20 protein-coding genes and 1 pseudogene are annotated in these 21,350 nt (G+C 34.4%); 5 read left to right on the top strand and 16 right to left on the bottom strand.

The window, feature by feature from the left end; translation table 11 throughout:
- Positions 1-23: 23 nt before the first annotated feature.
- The 6 genes from OTJ99_RS02440 to murB form a co-directional block, all read right to left on the bottom strand.
- Positions 24-1,271, bottom strand: a complete 1,248-nt coding sequence (locus tag OTJ99_RS02440) for a homocysteine S-methyltransferase family protein (RefSeq protein ID WP_045165376.1) — start codon at positions 1,269-1,271, stop codon at positions 24-26.
- 65 nt (positions 1,272-1,336) lie between these two features.
- A complete protein-coding gene (locus OTJ99_RS02435) occupies positions 1,337-1,630 on the bottom strand; it encodes an HPr family phosphocarrier protein (protein ID WP_045165377.1) in 294 nt (97 codons plus the stop codon).
- Positions 1,605-2,582: a DNA-binding protein WhiA gene (gene whiA, locus OTJ99_RS02430; protein WP_045165378.1), complete on the bottom strand. Its 978-nt coding sequence runs from the start codon at positions 2,580-2,582 to the stop codon at positions 1,605-1,607. The genes OTJ99_RS02435 and whiA overlap by 26 nt, the downstream gene beginning before the upstream one ends.
- A gap of 40 nt (positions 2,583-2,622) precedes the next feature.
- Positions 2,623-3,939: a gluconeogenesis factor YvcK family protein gene (locus tag OTJ99_RS02425; protein WP_045165379.1), complete on the bottom strand. Its 1,317-nt coding sequence runs from the start codon at positions 3,937-3,939 to the stop codon at positions 2,623-2,625.
- 5 nt (positions 3,940-3,944) lie between these two features.
- A complete protein-coding gene (gene rapZ, locus OTJ99_RS02420; protein WP_083943526.1) occupies positions 3,945-4,817 on the bottom strand; it encodes an RNase adapter RapZ in 873 nt (290 codons plus the stop codon).
- Positions 4,818-4,836: 19 nt separating this feature from the next.
- A complete protein-coding gene (murB, locus tag OTJ99_RS02415; RefSeq protein ID WP_045165380.1) occupies positions 4,837-5,793 on the bottom strand; it encodes a UDP-N-acetylmuramate dehydrogenase in 957 nt (318 codons plus the stop codon).
- A gap of 154 nt (positions 5,794-5,947) precedes the next feature.
- On the opposite strand from murB, the gene OTJ99_RS02410 reads away from it, so the two are divergent.
- On the top strand, positions 5,948-6,787 hold the full coding sequence (locus OTJ99_RS02410; RefSeq protein ID WP_045165381.1) for a sulfite exporter TauE/SafE family protein: 840 nt from the start codon (positions 5,948-5,950) through the stop codon (positions 6,785-6,787).
- A 1-nt stretch (position 6,788) separates the two neighbouring features.
- Positions 6,789-7,088, top strand: a complete 300-nt coding sequence (locus OTJ99_RS02405) for a DUF1634 domain-containing protein (RefSeq protein ID WP_045165382.1) — start codon at positions 6,789-6,791, stop codon at positions 7,086-7,088.
- A gap of 51 nt (positions 7,089-7,139) precedes the next feature.
- On the opposite strand, the gene OTJ99_RS02400 is transcribed toward OTJ99_RS02405, so the two are convergent.
- Complete coding sequence (locus OTJ99_RS02400; protein ID WP_157841352.1) at positions 7,140-7,400, bottom strand: hypothetical protein; 261 nt, start codon at positions 7,398-7,400, stop codon at positions 7,140-7,142.
- Between the two features lie 299 nt (positions 7,401-7,699).
- Here OTJ99_RS02400 and OTJ99_RS02395 point away from each other — a divergent pair, with 299 nt between their 5' ends.
- Positions 7,700-9,589, top strand: coding sequence for an APC family permease (locus OTJ99_RS02395; protein WP_045165384.1), 1,890 nt, complete (start codon positions 7,700-7,702; stop codon positions 9,587-9,589).
- Between the two features lie 85 nt (positions 9,590-9,674).
- Here OTJ99_RS02395 and OTJ99_RS02390 read toward each other — a convergent pair whose 3' ends face one another.
- On the bottom strand, positions 9,675-10,862 hold the full coding sequence (locus tag OTJ99_RS02390; RefSeq protein ID WP_045165385.1) for an iron-containing alcohol dehydrogenase: 1,188 nt from the start codon (positions 10,860-10,862) through the stop codon (positions 9,675-9,677).
- Between the two features lie 144 nt (positions 10,863-11,006).
- Here OTJ99_RS02390 and OTJ99_RS02385 point away from each other — a divergent pair, with 144 nt between their 5' ends.
- Both OTJ99_RS02385 and OTJ99_RS02380 read left to right on the top strand, forming a co-directional pair.
- Positions 11,007-11,399 carry a winged helix-turn-helix transcriptional regulator gene (locus tag OTJ99_RS02385; protein ID WP_045165386.1) on the top strand — a complete coding sequence of 131 codons (393 nt, stop codon included), beginning with the start codon at positions 11,007-11,009 and terminating at the stop codon, positions 11,397-11,399.
- Between the two features lie 57 nt (positions 11,400-11,456).
- Positions 11,457-11,813 carry a gamma-glutamylcyclotransferase family protein gene (locus OTJ99_RS02380; RefSeq protein ID WP_045165387.1) on the top strand — a complete coding sequence of 119 codons (357 nt, stop codon included), beginning with the start codon at positions 11,457-11,459 and terminating at the stop codon, positions 11,811-11,813.
- Between the two features lie 36 nt (positions 11,814-11,849).
- Here OTJ99_RS02380 and OTJ99_RS12980 read toward each other — a convergent pair.
- From OTJ99_RS12980 to cysE, 8 genes and pseudogenes are all read right to left on the bottom strand, one after another.
- Positions 11,850-12,221 (bottom strand): annotated as a pseudogene (locus OTJ99_RS12980) (PIN domain-containing protein).
- A gap of 1,090 nt (positions 12,222-13,311) precedes the next feature.
- Complete coding sequence (locus OTJ99_RS02370) at positions 13,312-14,025, bottom strand: hypothetical protein (RefSeq protein WP_045165388.1); 714 nt, start codon at positions 14,023-14,025, stop codon at positions 13,312-13,314.
- Positions 14,022-15,512, bottom strand: a complete 1,491-nt coding sequence (locus OTJ99_RS02365; RefSeq protein WP_052671483.1) for a TcaA 3rd/4th domain-containing protein — start codon at positions 15,510-15,512, stop codon at positions 14,022-14,024. The genes OTJ99_RS02370 and OTJ99_RS02365 overlap by 4 nt, the downstream gene beginning before the upstream one ends.
- A 321-nt stretch (positions 15,513-15,833) precedes the next feature.
- Positions 15,834-16,595, bottom strand: a complete 762-nt coding sequence (locus tag OTJ99_RS02360; RefSeq protein ID WP_045165390.1) for a prolipoprotein diacylglyceryl transferase — start codon at positions 16,593-16,595, stop codon at positions 15,834-15,836.
- Positions 16,596-16,759: 164 nt separating this feature from the next.
- On the bottom strand, positions 16,760-17,122 hold the full coding sequence (locus tag OTJ99_RS02355; RefSeq protein ID WP_045165391.1) for a hypothetical protein: 363 nt from the start codon (positions 17,120-17,122) through the stop codon (positions 16,760-16,762).
- Between the two features lie 278 nt (positions 17,123-17,400).
- Complete coding sequence (locus OTJ99_RS02350) at positions 17,401-17,631, bottom strand: hypothetical protein (RefSeq protein WP_045165392.1); 231 nt, start codon at positions 17,629-17,631, stop codon at positions 17,401-17,403.
- A 1,640-nt stretch (positions 17,632-19,271) separates the two neighbouring features.
- Positions 19,272-20,669: a cysteine--tRNA ligase gene (cysS, locus tag OTJ99_RS02345; protein WP_045165393.1), complete on the bottom strand. Its 1,398-nt coding sequence runs from the start codon at positions 20,667-20,669 to the stop codon at positions 19,272-19,274.
- A complete protein-coding gene (gene cysE / locus OTJ99_RS02340) occupies positions 20,626-21,330 on the bottom strand; it encodes a serine O-acetyltransferase (RefSeq protein WP_045165394.1) in 705 nt (234 codons plus the stop codon). Before cysE ends, cysS begins: the two co-directional genes overlap by 44 nt.
- Positions 21,331-21,350: the final 20 nt, after the last annotated feature.

Genomic DNA, 21,350 nt, shown 5'->3' with positions numbered 1-21,350 from the left:
CAGCTCCTCCTTATCTTTTTCTTTTAAATCCCTACTTTGATTCCATTGCTTCCACAAAGGTTTGATACTGTACCATACACACCAAAGTAGTATCTGTCAATCAAATCTGCTTGGTCTTTTGTCTTGATATTAAATATATAAGGCTTTTTTGAAAAGTCCTGGGACTCAAGCAAAAAGCTCTTTAAAACTTCTGGCTCTATATTTTCATCAATATCAACAAGAATTGCATCTTCCTCAACACCAACAAGCTCAAAAGTATCTTCCTGTGAAAAATCATTTGTAAGTTTGAACTTATATATGCTAAACTTTGATGATACATCTAAAATTGAATATATTGAGGTTATAAATTTCTTTTCTGCTTTGCTTTCAAACAAGACCTCTTTACCTTTTACAGCCTTTGCAATTGCCTCTATATATTTAGGGTTTGTGCCACAGCATCCACCATAAAGCCTCACACCGCTTTTTATAAAATCCTCTGCCAAGGCTTCAAAATCAAAGATACAATCCTCATATACAATCCTGCCGTCCACCATCTTAGGAAGCCCTGCGTTTGGCTTTGTTGAAAGTGGAACAAATGAAAACTTTTCCATAGACTTTATAACATCTAAAAGCTGTTTCGCGCCGCCTGAGCAGTTTGCACCAACAAGGTCAGCTCCTATAAAACTAAAAAAATAGGCAGCGGCTTCTGGTGGTGTGCCCATCAAAAGCCTTTTGTTTTCCTCAAATGTTAAAGAAACCAAACAAGAGATATCTTTTTGAATCTTTTCTTTTGCCCTTTTGTATGCAAAAAACGCCGCCTTTGCCTCTTTTATATCAGACATTGTTTCAATAGAAACAAAATCAGCTCCAGCTTCAATCCCCGCCAAAATCTGCTCATAGAAAATTTCTTCTGCTTCATCAAAGTCTAAATCTCCAGATGGGCTCATCAGCCTTCCTGTTGGCCCAACAGAAAGTCCAACATAACCCCCAAAGTCTTTTGCAACATCTTTTGCAAGCAAAACGGCAGCTTTGTTTATTTTATCAGCCTCATGCTCAAGCTCATATTTTTTGAGCTTTTCCCTGTTTGCACCAAATGTGTTCGTCTCAACACAATCAGAGCCTGCTTCAAAGTAGTCTCTGTGTATTTTTGCTATAACCTCTGGTTTTGTAACTGACCAAAGGTCTGGACACTCATCCTCTTTCAGCCCGTTTTGAATAAGCTGAGTTCCCATTGCACCGTCAAAAATTAAAACCCTTTTGTAAACCTCACTTTTAAACAAAATAACACCCATCCTCTCTTTTTCAGATTTTAAAAAAAAGCTGCTTAAAAAGCACTTTTAAGCAGCTCTTAAAAATCTTATTTTTCCTGTGTAATCTCCTTTGCAACCTCTTCGCTAAAGTCGGAGTTTATAAGTTTAACAATAGCGTCCAATGCCTCTTTCTCATCCTCACCCTCTGTGATAATTGTAATATCATCACCATAATTTACCATAAGCGACATAAGCCCCATGATACTCTTTGCGTTAGCTCTTTTCTCTTCCTTTTCTATCCAAATAATGGACTTGAACTTGCTTGCAACCTGAACTAAAAGCGCTGCACCTCTTGATGAGATGCCTTGAGAATTTTCAACTTTCATCTGAAGGCTTTGCATACGATATTCCTCCTTTTCTAAGTTCCTCGGCAATTTTGTCTATCTTTCTAAGCCTGTGATTGACACCAGACTTGCCAAGAGGGGTTTTTAACATATTCCCAAGCTCTTTTAAAGAAGCGTCTTTATATTTTATCCTAAGTCTTGCAATCTCACGCAAGTTTTCCGGGAGACTGTCAATTCCAATGGTCTTTTCAATAAACTCAATATTTTCAATATGCCTCATTGAGGCATTTATGGTCTTCTCTAAATTAGCAGTTTCACAATTGACAAGACGATTCACATTGTTCCTGAGTTCTTTTACAATCCTGATATTTTCAAGCTCTAACAAAGCTGCATGTGCACCAATTATATTTAAAAAGTCTACTATCTGTTCACCTTCTTTTAAGTATACTACATAATGGGACTTTCTTTCAATAATTTTTGCCTCAAACTCAAAATATCTCAAAACCTTTTGTAAAAATTCAGCATCTTCTTTGGTTTTGAGGTCAAATTCCAAATGATACATCTTCTCAGGATTGGTAATTGAACCACATGACAAAAATGTTGCTTGCAAAAATGCCTTTTTGCAGCATTTCTTTTTAACCAGCTCCTCTTTGAGAGAAAAACTCAAAATGTATTCTTTTGAAGCCTTTTTTACAAAGTGAAGATCTTTTAAAATTTGGAGGTTGTCATTGCTCGGTGGCAAGATTATTGTGTACACATAGTTTTTATTGAGTTTGCTATTTTTCTTAATTGTAACCTCACAATGCTTAGAAAATCCATTTTTCATAAGAAGAAAAAATGACCTTGCTGTCTGGGCATTTTCAAATGAAGCTTTAAAAGAAAAAATACCATCAGATTGATAGATTACACCTGAAAACTTTAAAAACGCAGCAATTGCAGCTTTTCTGCAACATGTAGCCTGAGATAGCTTTTTTGAAACCTCTGCCTTTGCAGATGACGAAAATGACATTCTCCTTCGCCCCCAAAAAAGGCTTTGCTTTAGCAAACTTTTAGCCTCTAAAAGGTTTACTAAAGCTCTTGAGTTTGAGATATCCTAACTTATACTCATGGATTACATTTTTTCCATAGATAATGTTACTGATAACCCTTGCCAATTTTGCTGAGTTGTGTCGAATAAGTCCATTTGAGATACTCAAAAGTGCTTCTTCAATTAAAGTATAGCCGCTTTCTTTTGTCTTTTTGTCAGCATAAACTGGCTTTGCACCATCCTCCTCGTACCTTTTTAGTATGTCAGGTGGTATTGGCTGGTTGTTCACAATAACAATGTCAAAAATCCTGCCTTTGCAATGATTCTCTATTGCACGAATATGGTCATAAAGTGTGTAATTATCTGTCTCGCCCGGCTGGGTCATTATATTCGCAATGTAAATCTTTTTTGCTTTGCTTTTCTTAATGCTTTCAACAACCTCATCAAACACCAAATTTGGCATAATGCTTGTGTAAAGACTTCCAGGTCCGATTATTATAACATCTGCTTTTTCAATCTCTTCTAAAACCTCTCTGTACGGTTTTGCATCTTGAGGAACTATAAAAACTCTTTTTATTTTCCCTCTTTTCTCTTTCACAACCTCTGGTATCTTCGACTCGCCAACAACCACGCTTCCGTCTTCAAGCTCAGCACAAAGATTTACATTATCAAGTGTGACTGGCAAAACTTTCCCTCTTACCGCCAAGACCTCACTCATAAGTTTTACTGCCTTTTCAAAGTTTCCTGCAATGCCGGTCATTGCAGCCAAAAATAGATTACCAAAACTCTGACCTTTGAGACTTCCCTCTTTGAACCTGTAATTTAGAAGATTTTGCATTATCTCTTCAGTATTTGCAAGTGCTAAAATACAGTTTCTGATATCACCGGGCGGGAGCATACCCAAATCTTCTCTGAGCTTTCCAGAACCACCACCGTCGTCTGCAACTGTGACAATAGCTGTGATGTTGGCAGTAAGATTTTTTATACCTCTTAGCATTGTCGAAAGACCTGTCCCGCCACCAATTGCAACAATTCTTGGTCCTTTTTCTAAAAAACCTTTTGAGTAGATAGCATCAAAGATAGTCTTTTGACTTATTCTAAAGGGAAGACTCTTGTTTAGAAGTCTTATAAATCCTTTCATTAGCCCCATCAGCGAAACGAGAAATAGCAAAATCCCAATTATGAATAAAATTATTCTTATAGGAAATTGAAGCTCTAATGTAAACTTGAATACATCAATGTATTTACTTAATGACGCAGAGACTAATAAAACACATATAACCATTAATAGAATCCATCTTTTTATATATATCCCTGGTTTTAGAAAATCAAATATCATAACGGTCACCCTTTTATATCTTTCTCTATATCTCTATGAAAAATTGATGTTCTATATCCCTTGTTTTTGATAAGCTCAAAAAGCTCTTCAGCTATTGTAACAGAGCGGTGCTTACCACCAGTGCAGCCAATCGCAATCACAAGCTGTCCTTTACCTTCTTCGGCATAATTTGGTATTAAGAATAAAATTAAATCGAAAAGCTTATCCAAAAACTTCTTTGTCACATCCCATCTCAGCACATATTCTTTGACCTCTTTTTCTTTACCTGTCTTGTGTTTCAGTTCATCTATATAAAAAGGATTGGGGATGAATCTCACATCAAACACTAAATCAGCGTCCAATGGAAGCCCGTACTTAAATCCAAATGACATAATGGTTATTAGCATTGTCTCTTGAGATTTTTGAGCAGAAAAAATCTCAAAAAGCTTTTCTTTTAGCTCTTTTGGTGAAAGAGTAGAGGTATCAATTATAAAATCTGCATATCTTTTTATATCCTCAAGCTTTTCTCTCTCTTTCTGAATTGCTTCTAATATGCTGCCCTCACTTTCTAAACTCAATGGATGCTTTCGCCTTGTCTCTTTATATCTTTGGATAAGCACATTGTCATGCGCATCTAAAAAAAGGAGCTTAAAATTGTATGTCCCTTTTTTGAGTTCATTCAAAACATCTTTAAAATCGTCAAAAAGCTCTCCCCCACGAATGTCAACAACAGCTGCAACCTTTGAAATTTTGTCCTTCGTTGCACTTGCAAGCTCAGCAATCTTTGGTAAAAACTGTGGTGGAAGGTTGTCTATACAAAAAAATCCCATATCCTCAAATGCCCTAATTGCTAAGCTTTTTCCTGCACCAGACATGCCTGTAATCACTACTGTCTCCAATAAAATCACCCTTTTGTTTTCAATAATTATATTCTATATTTGAATATTCTGAAGCAGGTTCAAAAAATGGTGTTTCAAATTCGCCTATAAACTCTATTTCAGGTTCCAAAAGCACTCCAAACTTCTCATACACAGTTCTTTGGACATGAAAAATGAGCTTTCTCACATCCTCTGCAGAGGCTCCACCCAAGTTTACGATAAAACCTGCATGTTTTTCGGAGATACACGCATTACCAATCCTATACCCTTTTAAACCAGCATCTTCAATGAGTTTTCCTGCAAAATATCCTGCTGGTCGCTTGAAAATGGAACCTGCGCTCGGAAATTGCAACGGCTGTTTTTCTCTTCTTCTTTGATTAAATTCATTTGCTTTTTGCAATGGTGGAATATCTCCTTCTTTTGCATATTGTAAACGAAATGTTGATCTTAGCAAAATCATCTTTTCTTCCTTGAGTCTGCTGTGTCTATATGAAAATCTCATATCCTCTTTTCCAAGCTTTAAAATATTTAGCTTCTCATCCAAAACCTCTGCACACTCGAAAACATCTTTTATTTCCCCATCATACGCACCTGCGTTCATGTAAACAGCACCGCCAACTGTTCCCGGAATTCCTACCGCAAACTCCAAGCCTTTGAGCCCATTTTCACACGCTTTCCTTGCAACCTGAGAAATCATACACCCACATTCTGCCTCAATCACATTTTCTTCTATTTTGAAAAAATCCAGCTTGGTTGTAATAATTATCGCACCATCAAAGCCCCTGTCTGATACAAGTACATTTGAAAAGTTTCCCAAAACCTTCCAATAAACACCACTTTTATTGGCAAGTTTTATAGTTTCAATCAGTTCATCTATAGTCTTTGGAAAAACAATATATCTTGCCTTTCCACCAATTTTGAATGTTGTGAAGTCTTTCAGAGGCTTGTCTTTTAGAAACTCAATATTTAGTTTTTCAAGACTTTTTTCAAATTCCACATCAATCACCTGAAAACCTTTTTTTCAACTTTTATTATATTATATTTACACAGAAAATTTAATTCCTTTTTGTAAAGGTACAAATTTTTAATTACCCCTGGGGGGAAATTAGTGGTATAATAAGAAGAAGACCTCTTTCAAGGAGTGCAGAGAGATGATTTTGGAAGTATTATTAGTGTCAATAATTGCAGGATTTGTCGGATCACTTTTAGGAATTGGTGGTGGTCTTATAGTAATTCCATTTTTGTCAATTGTATTTAAACTTAGCATGCATCAAGCGGCAGCAGCAGGGCTTGTCTCTGTCATTGCAACATCATCTGGTGCTGCTTCAGCGTATGTAAAGGACAGGCTCACACACCTGAAGATAGGGATGTTTTTGCAGCTTGCAACAGTCATTGGTGGTGTACTTGGGGCAGTTTTAAGTGGTTTTTTGCCAGCAAAGATTTTGTCTTTAATATTTGGAATACTTCTTCTTTACAACTCCTTTTTGATGATAAAAAATAGGAACTCTGATGAAAAGCCAAGAGAAAATATAGAAGGAAAAACTGCTCAAACAAAATGGGCACGAATTTTAAAACTTTATGGGAGCTACTATGACAAGATTTTGGATAAAGAAATAACCTACAGTGCGCAAAATACATTCTGGGGTTTTTTAATGATGACATTTGCAGGGCTTTTGTCTGGACTTTTGGGAATTGGAAGCGGAATATTTAAAGTTCTGGCTCTTGACACAATAATGAAACTTCCTTTCAAGGTCTCCACAGCAACAAGCAATTTTATGATGGGCGTGACAGCCTTGGCAAGTATCAGTATATACCTTGCAAGAGGAGATATTGTATATGACATATGCGGTGCTGTTGCAGTGGGGGTTTTAGCTGGTTCTTTGATTGGTGCCAAGGTCATGCCATACATAAAGTCAAAATATTTAAAAGTTGCATTTGCTCTCGTCCTAATTTATACATCAATTGAGATGATAAAAAAGGGGTTGTTATAAAATGGAAAGTAGAAGAAGTCTGGATATGGAAACTATTATTAGCTGGATTTTAAGGGCTGGAGTTGTACTTTCTATTTTTGTCATCTCTGTCGGACTTTTTGCGCATATTGTAATTGGCGTAAGAGTGGCTACTTTAATAATAAAGGCAGGACTTTACATTCTCTTTTTAACACCCTTTGCAAGGCTTGTTATCTCACTGTTTATGTTTCTTCTTGAAAAAGATTTGATTTACTTTGCAATTACGTTGGCTATAATTGTAATTATTGTTTTGAGTAATATGGTGGTTTCTTTGAGGTTTTAAAAGACCCTGCCTTTAAAAAGGCAAGGGCCTTTTTTATATTCTGTCTTTCTCTTATTCTTTCTTAAACACAATATATTGACTGCTGTCCAGTCTAAATTCCATAGGCATCTCAAAACAATTCTGGTAAATCTCAATTTCATCCTCGCTTAGATTTGTCAAATCAATTAGTTCAAATATGGTGGCTTTTGGCTTATTTTTTGCATCTTTATAAAACTTCTCAAGCTTTTTTCGCTCCTCTCCTCTACTTTGCTTTAAACCAAAATTACCAACAGGTAATTCTTTGTTTGCCGCTATGTAATGAACAAGGCTCATCTTAATCACTTCTCAACACCTTTATTCTATTAATAATGTTGCACAATTAATTCATCTCAATTTTGTGTATATTTTTATTACCTTTATTTGGTTTGATTTTTAAAAACCTTAGAAAAATGCTTTATTTGAAACACATTTATAATAGTTAAACCTTTAGTGCATATTCTCTATAAGTTATACATTTTAGGAGCTTTAAAACATCAAAATAACAATTGAATCAGAAGCTTAGAAAGAATATAATTCTACTATCATGCAAGAATAAGCTCAAATTTAAAGTATGGCGGAGGAGAAATTCTGAGTTGTTTGAAAAACTAAAGAGAATCCTGATAGGAAAGCCTTTGCCAAATGAAGCAGAGAAGACAGAAAAATATGGTGTTTTATGGGGATTGCCAATTTTGTCAAGTGATGCTATATCGTCTGTTGCATACGCTGGACAAGAAATTTTGTATGTCCTTTTGCCTGCAATAGGATTTCTCGCTTTTAAAGAAATATCTGTTGTAACTGCAGCAATCATAATACTTCTTTTTATTTTAATGCTCTCTTACAGACAAACTATTGAAAACTATCCAAATGGTGGCGGCGCGTTTATTGTCGCAAAAGACAATCTTGGTGTTTTGGCAGGAATTGTGGCAGGGGCTGCTTTGTCTGTTGATTACATCTTGACAGTGGCAGTTTCTATCTCCTCAGGTGTTGACCAGATTGTAACCGCACTTGAATTTTTAAAGCCTTATAAGATTGCTTTATGTCTCTTTTTAGTCCTATTTTTGATGATTGGAAACCTTCGGGGAATAAGAGAATCATCCAGAATATTTGGAATACCTGCTTATGCTTTTATGTTTTCAATCTTAGTTTTAATCATAGCTGGGTATATAAAACTAAGGATGGGATATGTTCCGCCAGAGCCAAAGGTAAATTATTCTCCCCATCCTGTTACTCTCGTTTTGCTTTTGAAGGCATTTGCAAGCGGGTGCACAGCACTGACTGGAATTGAGGCTGTATCAAACGCTGTCCCAAACTTTAAAGACCCGGCAACAAAACATGCTAAAACTGTTTTGCTTTTATTGTCGTTAGTAATTCTCGTTCTGTTTGGCGGAACAACACTTTTGGCAACACACTATCATATAGTTCCTACTGAAGGTGCTATGCTTGTTTTGATGGCACAAGAAATATTTGGCAAAAGCTTTATGTATTATGTTGTTGCTGCAACAACCTTTATAATCCTTGTTTTTGCTGCAAACACTGCATTTTCAGGTTTTCCAATGCTTGTTGCTGTCATGGCAAAAGAAGAATTTGTGCCAAGGCAGCTGAGCCTCAAAGGTGATAAGCTTTCATACTCAAATGGAATTATCATCCTTGCTCTGGTATCCGCCCTTTTGATTGTAGCATTTAATGGTAACGTCACAGCACTCATTGGACTTTATGCGGTTGGTGTTTTTATATCATTTACACTATCTCAATCAGGTATGTTTGTAAGATGGTTTAAAAACAAAGGCAGTCATTGGCACATAAAAGCATTTATAAACGGATTTGGTGCACTTACAACATTTGTTGTTGTCATTATAATTGCAATAACCAAGTTCAGAGAAGGTGCATGGATTGTTGTTTTATTAATCCCTCTGCTTGTCTTTGCAATGATAAAGGTAAAGCTTCATTATATTGCCGTCGCAGATCAGCTGAGAGTAACACCTGCAGACAAAGAACTTTTGGATGTTGATCATAACATCTACAGAAACAGAGTTATTGTACCGATTGAAAGTTTAAATAAGGCAAGCATCCGTGCTCTTAGATTTGCAAAGACAATCTCAGACAATGTAATCGCTTTTAATGTATCAATAAATGAAGAGCAAGCAAAAAAGCTTCAGGAAAGGTATAAAATGCTCAACTGCTCTATTCCACTTGTAATAAGGTACTCACCTTATAGAAAAATATTAGAACCGCTTTTAGAGTATATAAAGTCAGAAGAGTACAACTATCAAAAGGGGGACATGATAACAGTCATCATACCCAAATTCACCGTACAGCGCTGGTGGCAAAAGATTTTGCACAACCATACATGGCTGTTTATAGAAAAAGAGCTTCTAAAACATAAGCACATTGTTGTATCTGTCATGCCGCTGCAGCTGAAAGATGATGACGTGGTTTTGAAGAAAAAGAACAAACCTTTGTGGAAGATATTAGAGGAAGATTAAGTAATAAAAAAAGGACATAGCCAACCTGCTTTGCGCAAGCTGGCTATGTCTTTTTAATTTTTTTTGCCAATTCTCTACGCAACATTTATTTATACGCCTTTCTCATAATTTCTACTGTCTCCTCAAAAGAAAGTTTATACGGGTCAACCTCAAAAAGTCCACCCATTGTTTTTATTGCGTTGTCAGCAAGCTTTTCAATCTCATCCTCTTTTATTCCATAGTCAGACATTTTCAAATTTCCAACACCACAATCCTCTTGAAGCTTTTTCATTGCCTTTACAAATGCAAATGGTCTTTCATCCTCTGGCAAGCCGTCAACATCAATGCCCATTGCTCTTGCAAGCTGGACATACCTTTGAGGCACTTTTGATGCAAAGAATGTATGGTATGCTTCAGATAGCATTATAAGTCCTGCACCATGTGGCAAATCTGGATAAAATGCAGAGAGAGCATGTTCCATTGAATGCTCTGATGTACAGCTGGAAGTCGACTCAACAAACCCTGCCAAAGTGTTCGCAAGTGCAACATATGTTCTTGCCTCAAGATTGCTTCCATCTTTTACACAAATCGGCAAGTACTTTGCTATAAGCTCAATGCTTTTGAGTGCAAACATGCTACTGACTGGCGTTGCAATCTTTGCAATATACCCTTCAACTGCATGGAAGAAGGCGTCAAACCCTTGATATGCAGTCAAGTGCGGGGGTACACTCAGCATAAGCTCTGGATCTACCACCGACAAAGTTGGGAATGTGTACTGGTTACCATAACCTATCTTCTCATTTGTCTCTTCATTTGTGATAACAGTCCAAGGGTCAGCCTCTGTTCCAGTTCCAGCTGTTGTTGTTATTGCCACAATAGGAAGTGCACCGTTTGTTGGTACTTTTCCTTTGCCTGTCCCACCGACAATATAGTCCCAGTAATCACCATCGTGTTTTGCCATAAGCGCAATGCTTTTTGCAGAATCTATACTACTTCCACCACCAAGACCAATTACAAAGTCACAGCCCTCTTCCTTTGCTAATTTTGCCCCTTCCATAACATGTTTTTTAATTGGATTTGGCAAAATCTTGTCAAATACAACATAGTCAATTTTCTTTTCTTTCAATATTGCTGTAAGTCTGTCTAAGTATCCATACTTTTTCATAGACGTTCCAGCAGATATTACAATCAGAGCTTTCTTTCCGGGCAAGTTTTCATCTTTGAGCCTGTTTAAACTTCCTGGTCCAAACAATATTTTTGTTGGTATGAAGTAGTTAAAAACTAAATTTTCCATATTTTTAAACCTCCAAAATTCAATCTAAAACTTTAAAAGCAAAATTCCCTTTAAGTTTAGTATAATATTCTTGTCAACGTTTACAAGAGTGCACTTTTTGGATATAAAGTATCATAGATGATACTAAAGGAAGGTGTTTTTGTCATGGCTCAAAAGCAAAAAGTCAAGGAAGCAACATGTGAGATAGAAGTTGCATTTGAGGTAATAGGCGGGAAATGGAAACCACTTATTTTGTGGTATTTAGGTGAATATGGAACACTTAGATTTGCTCAGCTGCAACACTTAATCCCTGATATTACCCACAGAATTTTAACAAAACAGCTTCGTGAGCTTGAGGAGCATGGACTTGTTGAAAGAAAGGTCTACCCAGAAGTACCTATAAAGGTTGAATATACAATAACCGAGAAAGGAAAAGAAGTAGTTCCTATTTTAGATATGATGTGCGACTGGGCTGATAAGTATAACTATTTTGGATATAAACTAAAATACTGTCTTTGCAATGAAGACTCATGTGAGATTGATCAAGATGATTCCTGAACACAGAAAAAAAGTCGCTGGCAAAATTTGAAAATTAAAAAAGGGGGATATTTGCAAGTGTACCTTTTCGTCTATGGCAGCCTTCTTTCTCATAACAGCCACAACTTTCTGCTCAATGGCTGTAAATTTATAGGAAAAGCCATCTTAGAAGGCTTTGGCCTTTACAAGGTAAGCTGGTACCCAGCAATAGTGCCAAAAGAGAACTCAAAGGTTCTGGGTGAGGTTTACCAAATTGACTCAAGCATATTGAATAAAATAGATGAATTTGAGGATGAGGGGGAGCTTTACAAAAGAAAAGAGGTTGAGGTTGTACTTGAGAAAGGTGACATTTTGAAAGCTTGGACTTATGTGTATTTGTTTGATGTTGATGAGGATAACTACGTTCCTTTTGAGAATCAGCCATGGAGGGGGTGAAGCTTTAAAATCGTTATTACTCTCTCACTTTGTACCCTAATCTGTATTCACAATCTCTGCATTAAGCCCTGAAAAATGCTTTTTATCAAAAGTAAATACCCTGTTGTTTCCTGACTTTGCCATGTGATGAGAAAGATATGCATCAATGAAATCAACATTGCTTTCTTTATAACTTTTGAGTGCAAAAAGAACAACATCCACTTCTTCTACTTCAATACCATCTGAGCATATGAATGCATCAGAATATTAGCTATTTCATCCTTTGGCATTATAAAACAACTCTAGAGTCCATACAACCTCTGCGATTGTAATTGGTACAACAAGCAGTTTTAATTTTCCTTGCTCGGCTTTAAGCATAATCTTCTGAACTTTCTGAAAAAACTCCTCATGGTCATGCAAAAGATAGATATTTCAAAATTAAATTCGCTTCACTCTATACTTTTTTCAATATATTGTATCCCCTTTACTCTTTTGCTTACCCAGATTTCTTTTGTAGCCTCAGCTTCATGTCCCAAATCTGTAAATACGATTGATGACTTTAGAAAACCCCCAGACTCTGATAGTTTTATCCTTTTTATAACTTTAATTACAACTTTGCCATCATCTTGCGCAGTGAAAAGGACACTGTCACCCCCCCTCCCTACTAATCCTTCTTATCTCAACTGGCTACTATACTTGTCCCCTCCCAGTAATTTTCGATGTCGCATGTATCATATGAAACACCTGACTACCAATTGTTCCAAATTTATTATAATTCATGAAACCTAAAATTTAAATGAGTTAATTCATTGTTAACCTCGAAAATAGGTGTAGAGATATTTACCACAGCGAAATAATGTGCGAAAATACTAAGGAGAAGGTTATAAAATAAATTGATGCTACCTCCATATTGATATAATAAAGTAAAGGTGTTAAAAATGAAAGCATATGAATTTAGGAATCACAAAAGGTTTAAGAAGTGAACATTGTATAGTTGCACAAACTAAGAAGATGAGGTATGTGAATATTTGAAAAATACCTTTTCTGTAGGGGATAGAAAAGGTTGACAAGTTTTTGTAATCAAATAGTTATAATTGTTATTTTTGTCATTAAACACATACACGATAAAATTGAAAGGTGGGCATTCAGAATGCCCACCCCAACTCTCGACAATGAGCCCTTTATCTTGATTGAACATAATTTCTATTTACTTATCTGTTGCATCCTTGATTTTACTTTTTTACATGTAGACATTACCGCTTATTATTGTCGTCCAACCATCAACAAAAATTAAAATACATAGTTATATAGGCAACAAATAGGCTTTTCTTGATAAAGGATTGGCAGTTTTTCAAACATAAAACTTTGCCGTATTTATATTCCAAAGTTTTTAATCTGTGTTTTTATTGTTGTTTGAAGAAATAACAAAATCAAAATTAACATCAATACATATGAAATTGTTGTCACATACAACGCTTTTGAATCTTTTCCTGAGCAAATAATTCTTGCAGAACAGTAATTAAAGAAATAGATGAACCAATCCTAAAAAGCTCCATACTATAAATAATAGCCAGAATGAAATAAACTGGAGTATTATTCCTCCTAAAGCAGCAAATCCAATAGGTATAAAGTTTACTCCTACTGCTGCTACGATAGCTTTAAAATCAGTTTTTTCTTTAAATAAGTTCAAAATACCAAAATAAATACCACAAAAGATTATATATAAAAATCCAAATCCAAATAACATTTTGCTAAAAACTTCCCAGCCATTTATTTCAATTCTATATGAAAAACTTGGGATACCAAATATTGATTTATTAAACGCACTTACAAGATCATTTAAAAGATCAATTCCTCTGTTTATAGCTATTATGTTTTGAAAGAAAAGCAGAATAAATGTAATTCCTAGGTAAACTAAGCCAGTTTTGATATCTTGATAAGCTATAATTTTTTCGAGAAACATGGTAGGAGATTTCATAAATTCAACTGCAAATTTAATGATACTAACAATATACTTCATAATTAAGTTCAAGCTTTTGTTAAGCTGCTCACTAATTTGTGAAGTCTTCATATTAGTTGGACTTTCTTCTTTCTTTTCTTCATAATTTGTACCTACAAAATTGGAAATATTTCTGTTTTTTTCTTCATTTTTAATATCATTAGTAATTTCAATTTCACAATTGCAAACCTCATTCTCTGCAAACTCTCTGCCGCACTTCGGACACTTGTTCATTGTATAACACTCCCCTCATCTAACTTATATTCCTCAATTCTGCCATCATCAGGCCAATCATAAAACCATTTTGAGCTAATATCTTTTATTTTGAAACATTTTGAATTATTGTCCCACCACATAGTATAAACATGAGTTTCCTCCTCTTCATCTATATTGTCAAGATTTGGCGGCGATTCATCTTTACTATAAACAGCAAATTTCCAATATTCTTTTATAGTAACATTAAATCCAAAATTTTCGCCATCTTTTAGCAAAGTAAGAGTCCCAAAGTTATATATCATTTTTGTAGGCTTACCAATATACTTTTTACCATTTTGCTTCCACTCATTTATTCTGTTCTCCTGGTAATACTGTTTCAACTCATCACTGCAATAAACAATTCTGTTCACGTCTTCTACACTCATTGCTAACGCCCATGATTTATTAAATTCATTTATGGTATTAGCTATTTTTTCAAAAATGGGCTTGTTTACATCATCATTTGCTACCAAAGTGGGAATAGTAACTTTTCCACTCCATGTATCTACTCTCTTACTCTGAGTTTTTACTGTACCTATTGGAAGAGCAACCATAGCAGCAAATTCATTATTTGAAGACACAGGTCCAAAATTTTTTGCCTCTTTAACCTTTATTCCGGTCTTTTTTCCGTCTACAATAAGCTCGGCATCTTCAAAATCAAATTCTACAGCCACATAAATAGGATTTAAATTTAATTCTACTAAAATTTTATTTTTATTTGAAAAATTATGGCAAAGAGTAACTTGATCAGAATCGCTTAAAGTTACATACTTCCCGCTATATTTTGCTTCTACATTATAATACTTTCCCGGAACAAACGGTCCAAAAGAAAGCAAAGAACTTGTGTCTAAAATTGTGCCCTTTTCCCTCCCATCTAAGTAGATCTTAGCCCCTTTTGTGTCACAACTTACCTCAATAAAGTACTGTTTTGGAACAACACGATATTTAGGAAAGAAAAAAAGTACATTGCCGACAGGTTTTATACTGAAATCATTAAAATTAGAGTCAAAATTTGCAACTGCTTCTGCAACCAAGGTATCAAGAAGTGATGCCCCTTTTTCCCGTGGCTTTTCACCTGTGATTATGTAGACGTCATTTTTTAGCTTTTCTAATACTGTGGTTTTATAAGTACTTTCTTCATCCATCAGTTGTAACAATTTTTCTAAATAGTTCTTATCTATTTTATCTCCATTTTCGAAACAGAGCCATTCTGAGAGTAAATTTACATTTTTTTGCTCTATAGCATTTTTGAAGTTTGTATAAGCTTTCTCAGGAGAGTTTAGTGAAGAAAAAATAATTCCGATAGTTATAAACACTATAATAAAACAGCTCATACAAATAATTGGTATAATCTGTTTTTTATTAAGTTTAAGTTTTTTAAAATTTACATTAATATTAAAAGTCATGTTTTTAAACTCAGATGAATCTTCAAAATACTTATCCAAAAATGTCTTTGATGAATTCATTCCCAGTGAAGTGGACTTATTTAATGTGTATTCTGTATAACCGCAGGCAGGACAAAAAAATGTCTTTTCATCTATTTTTTCACCACATTTTGGACAATAAAATATTGTACACCTTCTTTACCAGTTTATAATATGTTTTTTAGAAACCTTCTTCAATATATTCCAATAAAACTCGAGATAAATTTAAATATTTGACTTTTAATATCAAATTTCTGACAACTTAAATATGACACTAATTGTATTTCTTTTTTGAAAACAACCAAAAACCAATTTTTCTAATATCAATATAAATAGTTACAATTGTTTGATTTAAACTTAATTTCAAACATCCAAATCTGCTCTGTAATATTTCACTCTTTTTATTACCTCCCTGTGTAAAAGATAAATAAAAGCAATTAGAAATAATACTATAGAGATCAATTGACTGGGAGAAAAATAACTAGTAATCAAGACACCTCTGTTGTCTCCTCGTCCAAATTCAATAAAAAATCTAAATATTGGATACGACAGAAAATAGAGCAAAACTCTATTAGATTTGACCTTGTACTTCATTATTAAAAAAAGAACAAAAAGAAATATTGCTTCCACTTCTCTAGTTGGGAATCTTTTGATTTCAAAAATATTGAACAGTTTCCAATCTACTATTTTACCGTAACAACAGCCTGCAAACATACACCCAATTCTACCAAATGAATGAAATATTAATAAAGAAGGTATGACACTATTGTAGATCTCTGCGGATTCTTTTACTTTAAACAATTTTAACAATACGTAAGAAATAACAAAAAAACCTATAACACCAAAGTAAAATGTGAAACCCGCTTTCTGAAATCTTTCACTTAATGGAAGTCTCAATATGCCCGGTTTAATAAACCAATTTCCTACGTTGGCAAGTACCAATCCACAAAGTGCAGAAAATATGTAAAGAAATAAAAAAAATGTCTGCATATTAGGACTAATCTTTTTTTCCCTAAGTTCTTTAATAAATAAATAAACTCCTATTGTAAAACCAATTCCGCCTAATATATTATAAAACGGAATATTAGAATCAATATTTATTGATTTATGCAACTCGACTTCCATTTTTTCACCTTCACTTACTGCACAATTGAAGTTCAATTTCAGTTATTATTGCTCAACATGTTAATTTATTTTTCAATTGGGAACTACCTGGAATATTCCAAGTAGTTCCCTTTAATCCTATTTACTATTAGCGCAGATGATTTTTGTTTTTAAATTTTAATATCTTATACCTTTTGAACAAAACAAATAATGGCAGCAATCACATATAAGATCAGTACTATCCACACAAAAATATTTGAAAATAGCGTAACAAAGAGACCAATTAGTGCAATAATCGAACTTGCTACAAATATTATTCCTGCAACCTTAGTTTTAGACAAACTTAGAACTCCTCCCACAATTCCCCCTATCAGTTGTATAATTCCCATTACCAGAATAACTCCACCAGCAGCATTGGCACTTTTTTCATTAGAAACTGATAATAAAGCGCTTACGCATGATGTACACAAAAAAGATGGCAGGGAAAAAATAGCTCCACATATACCTAAAATTAAAGGAGCAATAGATTTTTGAGACTTCGTCTCCATCTACCTTACACCCCTTCGCATTAGATTTTTTTATTCTATTTCCTTAAAACGCTCACACGTGAGCGTTTTAAGTCACCCTTTATTTATTAACCTTCTGCCAGTTATTAAATTTGCTTAAGTGCATTCTTTGGGCACATATAGCTTCGCAACCTAATTAGTTATCCACTTTTATTTTACATCTCTAGACTGTTTATTTGAGTTTTTAAAATTAAGTTACTAACTAACAGAAGAATTGAAATAATCAATATATATGCAAAGATTATTATGTAAATTGTTCATCAACCTTTGTTTACCGAAATTATTTTCGCTGAACTAAAATTCACTTCCAGATAAAAAGTACTGTGATGATCTAAGATAGCAACACTCTTCGTTTCCAAAATATACTGAAATTCAATCTTTACTAACACAGCCCAACCAAGTGGAATAAAATTTATTACACTTGCTGCAACAACCACTTTTGAAATTAGCTCTTTTTTAACAACTTTAAAATTCCATAATATATTGCACAAAATCCTACGAAAAGTAAAGAAAATACAACTGCCAGTCCTTCAATGAAGTCCCATGCGCTAATATCCTGATGGAACATGCCTTGTTCGTATAACCTTCATTTAACTCTCTAAACAACTTAACTACTCTTTTTAAAGCAATCAGATTTTGAAGAGAGATTAAAAAGAAGGATAAACCAAAATATACTAAATCCTGCCCTTATACCTTGTACTTTACCACTTCCTCTACAAACCTTGCAGGGTTCTCAAAAAGAAAATCACATATTGTTACATATCAAGTATATACTTTGTCATTTATTTATTAACTCAATTTATTAATTTTTTATTGAATTTTATGCTTACTAACCACTTTATGAATTGTCGCTACCCTTTTCTGTGGCTTGTGTTATTAAGACTCATCAAAACTCTCTCATATTGTTTTCGCAGTTGCTCTTCATATCCCGATTATTTTCAGATTTTCAATTATTCATCTTATTTTTTAGACCCTCTTACTTTTTTAATATTTTTCATTTTTACAAGCACAAGACTCATTTCTCACAGATTCTTAACTACACTTTAACCTGTAAATAACACTTTTTTAAACAAAATTAGTAAAATATTTCGTTCTGTTTCTTAAAAGTTCTAACATATTTCAAACAATATTCAATTAAAAACCTAATATGTTGTTTATATTATACTTTTTATCATACCAATTCAAAGAAAAATTTTCAATAAAAATTTTTAAAAATCGAAAAAATATTCATTATTTTGTCGTTTTTTGCACGATACTTAGCATAATTATCTATTGAGAGTAAGGTATAAAAGAGTAAAATTTTTAGGAAAAAGGTATAGATATTTTAGTCCTTATTCCTATTATTGTATAACTCACTAAAAACTTTTTATAAAGATTACAATAAATTGTAAAAGGAGTTTCAGGGCTATGATAAAAAAGTATCAGAAATTTATTGAACAGTATGAATTGTAGAGTCAGTATACGAGTATAAAAAAAATAATTATACAGGGAGATATAAAAAGTAAAATGTGCATTTATAGAGCATAGATACACAAGATTAGTGCATCTTGACTCTATATTATTATGTCTGGTAAGGTAAATATTACTTTTCTTGGAAATTCAATGAACAAGAAAAACCATTAATTATAAGCTCAGCTGTGAATAATGAAAAAAGTATTTTCTTTGTAAATTTACTTGTAGTAGATGTTATAATCTTTAGATGATATGCCAAAAGTATACAATAATAGTAGTATTATTAAACAAATAAGCTAAATCTCTATTTAGCAGAAACTTTAAAACGATGTTCATGATGGTTATGATAATGATAAAATCTATGATTTAAAATATAAAAAGGCAAAACTGCATTTAGCTATTGACGATGATTCTTTGGATTTTGGTTCCCAAAAGATGTCTAATATCAATATAATGAAAGGTATTTGAAGTAAACATAACCAAGAGGCAAAGAACCAAGAAAGTTTGAACTGGAAACAGTATTTCGTAATGTACCAAAATTAAATATGTTTATGATAGCTGTAAATATGAGGAAATTTGGCTATTTCAACTATATAGTAAATTTAAATCGTATAATAGTATGGAGCAAAAAAGGGCTTGCCCACAATATTACCTAAAAGTGGGAAAAGCCCTTCTTTATTTATCTCACCCTCTCAACCTTTGTGCCTTGGGGTGTGTCCAAAACTATATAGCCTAAGCTCTTTAACTCATCTCGTATCCTGTCCGCTTCAAGAAAGTTTTTAGCTTTTCTTGCCTCATTTCTCTTTTCAACAAGCTCTAAAATCTCAGGTGGAATTTCATCTTTTTTCTCTTCATATTGCTCTAAGATTCCTAAAATGCTGCAAAGCTCTTTTAAAGTGTCTCTTGCCAAAATTAGCACATCTTTTGAGCACGTATTTGCATGTGTATTTATTTCTCTTACCATCTCAAAAAGATATCCTGTTGCCTCGGCAGTGTTGAGGTCATCTTCCATTGCATCTATAAACTTTATCTTTAGCTGCTCAAGTGATGCTTTAAGTGCACAGTCGCTACTATTTGACATTGTTCCATTTTTGATTAGATACTCAAGATTTTCATAACATGTGTAGATTCTCTTCAGCGCACTTTCTGCTTGTTCAATCAAATCAAGAGAAAAGTTTAAAGGCTTTCTATAATGAGCTTGAAGCATAAAGAGCCTTAGTGCCTCAGGATGGTACTTTTCGATAATTTCCCTTACAGTAAAAAAGTTTCCAAGCGACTTTGACATCTTTTCATTGTTTATATTCACATACCCATTGTGAAGCCAAAAACGTGCAAAAGGCTTTCCTGTTGCAGCCTCGCTCTGGGCAATCTCATTTTCATGGTGAGGAAAGATTAAATCCTGCCCACCTGCGTGAATGTCTATAGTCTGCCCAAGGTATTTCATTGCCATCACAGAACACTCTATATGCCAGCCGGGTCTGCCCTCACCCCAAGGCGAACTCCATGCTGGTTCGCCTTCTTTTTTTGCCTTCCATAGGGCAAAATCAAGAGGGTCTTCTTTTTTTTCGCTTGGGTCAACACGCGCACCAGCCATCAGCTCTTCAATGTTCTTGTGAGAAAGTTTCCCATACTCTGCAAATTTTCTTGTTCTAAAATATACATCTCCATCAACAACATATGCATAACCCTTATCAATTAACCTTTGTATCAGGGCTATCATATCTTCAATCTCTTCTGTTGCTCTTGGACTCTTGGTTGCTCGCTTGACATTTAGCCTGTCTGCGTCTTTGTAATACTCTTGTATAAACCTTTCAGCAAGCTCAAAGACAGTTATACCCTCTTTGTTTGCTCTGTTTATCATCTTATCTTCAATATCAGTAAAGTTTTGAATGTACATAACCTCATAGCCTTTATACTCAAAGTACCGCCTCAAAGTGTCAAATACGATCAAAGGCCGGGCGTTACCAATGTGAATAAAATCGTAGACAGTTGGACCGCATACGTACATCTTCACTTTGCCTTCTTCTAATGGTTCAAACTCCTCTTTTGTCATTGTCAGAGTGTTGTAAAGCTTCATACTCTTTTAATCTCCTTTCGTACTCGGCAAGTTTTTTCTCTAAGGCTTCTATCCTTGCTTCAAGCCTGCAAATCTGCATTGCAAGCGGGTCAGGAAATCTAATCTGGTCAAGCTGTTCTTCAACAGTTGGCTTTTCCTTTTTCTCTTTTCTTACAACCCTTCCTGGTACCCCAACTACTGTTGAGTTGTCTTCAACCTCGTGAAGAATAACTGCATTTGCACCAATTTTTGTGTTATCTCCAACTTTAAAAGGACCCAACACCTTTGCCCCAGCACCAATTAAGACATTGTTGCCAATTGTAGGATGGCGCTTACCCTTTTCTTTACCTGTTCCACCTAATGTAACACCTTGATAAATCAGCACATCATCGCCAATCTCAGCTGTCTCACCGATTACAACGCCCATACCATGGTCGATAAATACACGTCTGCCAATCTTTGCCCCAGGGTGTATCTCAATTCCTGTTTTGTGTCGTGCCCTTTCAGAAATCCAGCGGGCAATAAAGTACATCCTCCTTTGATAAAACCAGTGAGCAATCCTGTGATATATTATTGCCCAAAAACTTGGATAAAGAAGGGTCTCAAGCCTGCTTTTGCAAGCAGGGTCTTTTTCCATTATAACATCCATCTCTTCTTTTATCATCCTGATAAACTTAAACATACTTCTTCATAACTCCTTCT

Source organism: Caldicellulosiruptor naganoensis, from assembly GCF_026914285.1.
Classification (GTDB): domain Bacteria; phylum Bacillota; class Thermoanaerobacteria; order Caldicellulosiruptorales; family Caldicellulosiruptoraceae; genus Caldicellulosiruptor; species Caldicellulosiruptor naganoensis.
This window is presented reverse-complemented; position numbering and strand designations above follow the sequence as displayed.

Bases quoted from the DNA above. Each gene is read 5' to 3' on its own strand.
- OTJ99_RS02440 (WP_045165376.1), bottom strand. From the start codon at position 1,271: ATGGGTGTTATTTTGTTTAAAAGTGAGGTTTACAAAAGGGTTTTAATT.
- OTJ99_RS02435 (WP_045165377.1), bottom strand. From the start codon at position 1,630: ATGCAAAGCCTTCAGATGAAAGTTGAAAATTCTCAAGGCATCTCATCA.
- whiA (WP_045165378.1), bottom strand. From the start codon at position 2,582: ATGTCATTTTCGTCATCTGCAAAGGCAGAGGTTTCAAAAAAGCTATCT.
- OTJ99_RS02425 (WP_045165379.1), bottom strand. From the start codon at position 3,939: ATGATATTTGATTTTCTAAAACCAGGGATATATATAAAAAGATGGATT.
- OTJ99_RS02410 (WP_045165381.1), top strand. From the start codon at position 5,948: ATGATTTTGGAAGTATTATTAGTGTCAATAATTGCAGGATTTGTCGGA.
- OTJ99_RS02405 (WP_045165382.1), top strand. From the start codon at position 6,789: ATGGAAAGTAGAAGAAGTCTGGATATGGAAACTATTATTAGCTGGATT.
- OTJ99_RS02400 (WP_157841352.1), bottom strand. From the start codon at position 7,400: ATGAGCCTTGTTCATTACATAGCGGCAAACAAAGAATTACCTGTTGGT.
- OTJ99_RS02390 (WP_045165385.1), bottom strand. From the start codon at position 10,862: ATGGAAAATTTAGTTTTTAACTACTTCATACCAACAAAAATATTGTTT.
- OTJ99_RS02385 (WP_045165386.1), top strand. From the start codon at position 11,007: ATGGCTCAAAAGCAAAAAGTCAAGGAAGCAACATGTGAGATAGAAGTT.
- OTJ99_RS02370 (WP_045165388.1), bottom strand. From the start codon at position 14,025: ATGAACAAGTGTCCGAAGTGCGGCAGAGAGTTTGCAGAGAATGAGGTT.
- OTJ99_RS02365 (WP_052671483.1), bottom strand. From the start codon at position 15,512: ATGAATTCATCAAAGACATTTTTGGATAAGTATTTTGAAGATTCATCT.
- OTJ99_RS02360 (WP_045165390.1), bottom strand. From the start codon at position 16,595: ATGGAAGTCGAGTTGCATAAATCAATAAATATTGATTCTAATATTCCG.
- OTJ99_RS02355 (WP_045165391.1), bottom strand. From the start codon at position 17,122: ATGGAGACGAAGTCTCAAAAATCTATTGCTCCTTTAATTTTAGGTATA.
- cysS (WP_045165393.1), bottom strand. From the start codon at position 20,669: ATGAAGCTTTACAACACTCTGACAATGACAAAAGAGGAGTTTGAACCA.
- cysE (WP_045165394.1), bottom strand. From the start codon at position 21,330: ATGTTTAAGTTTATCAGGATGATAAAAGAAGAGATGGATGTTATAATG.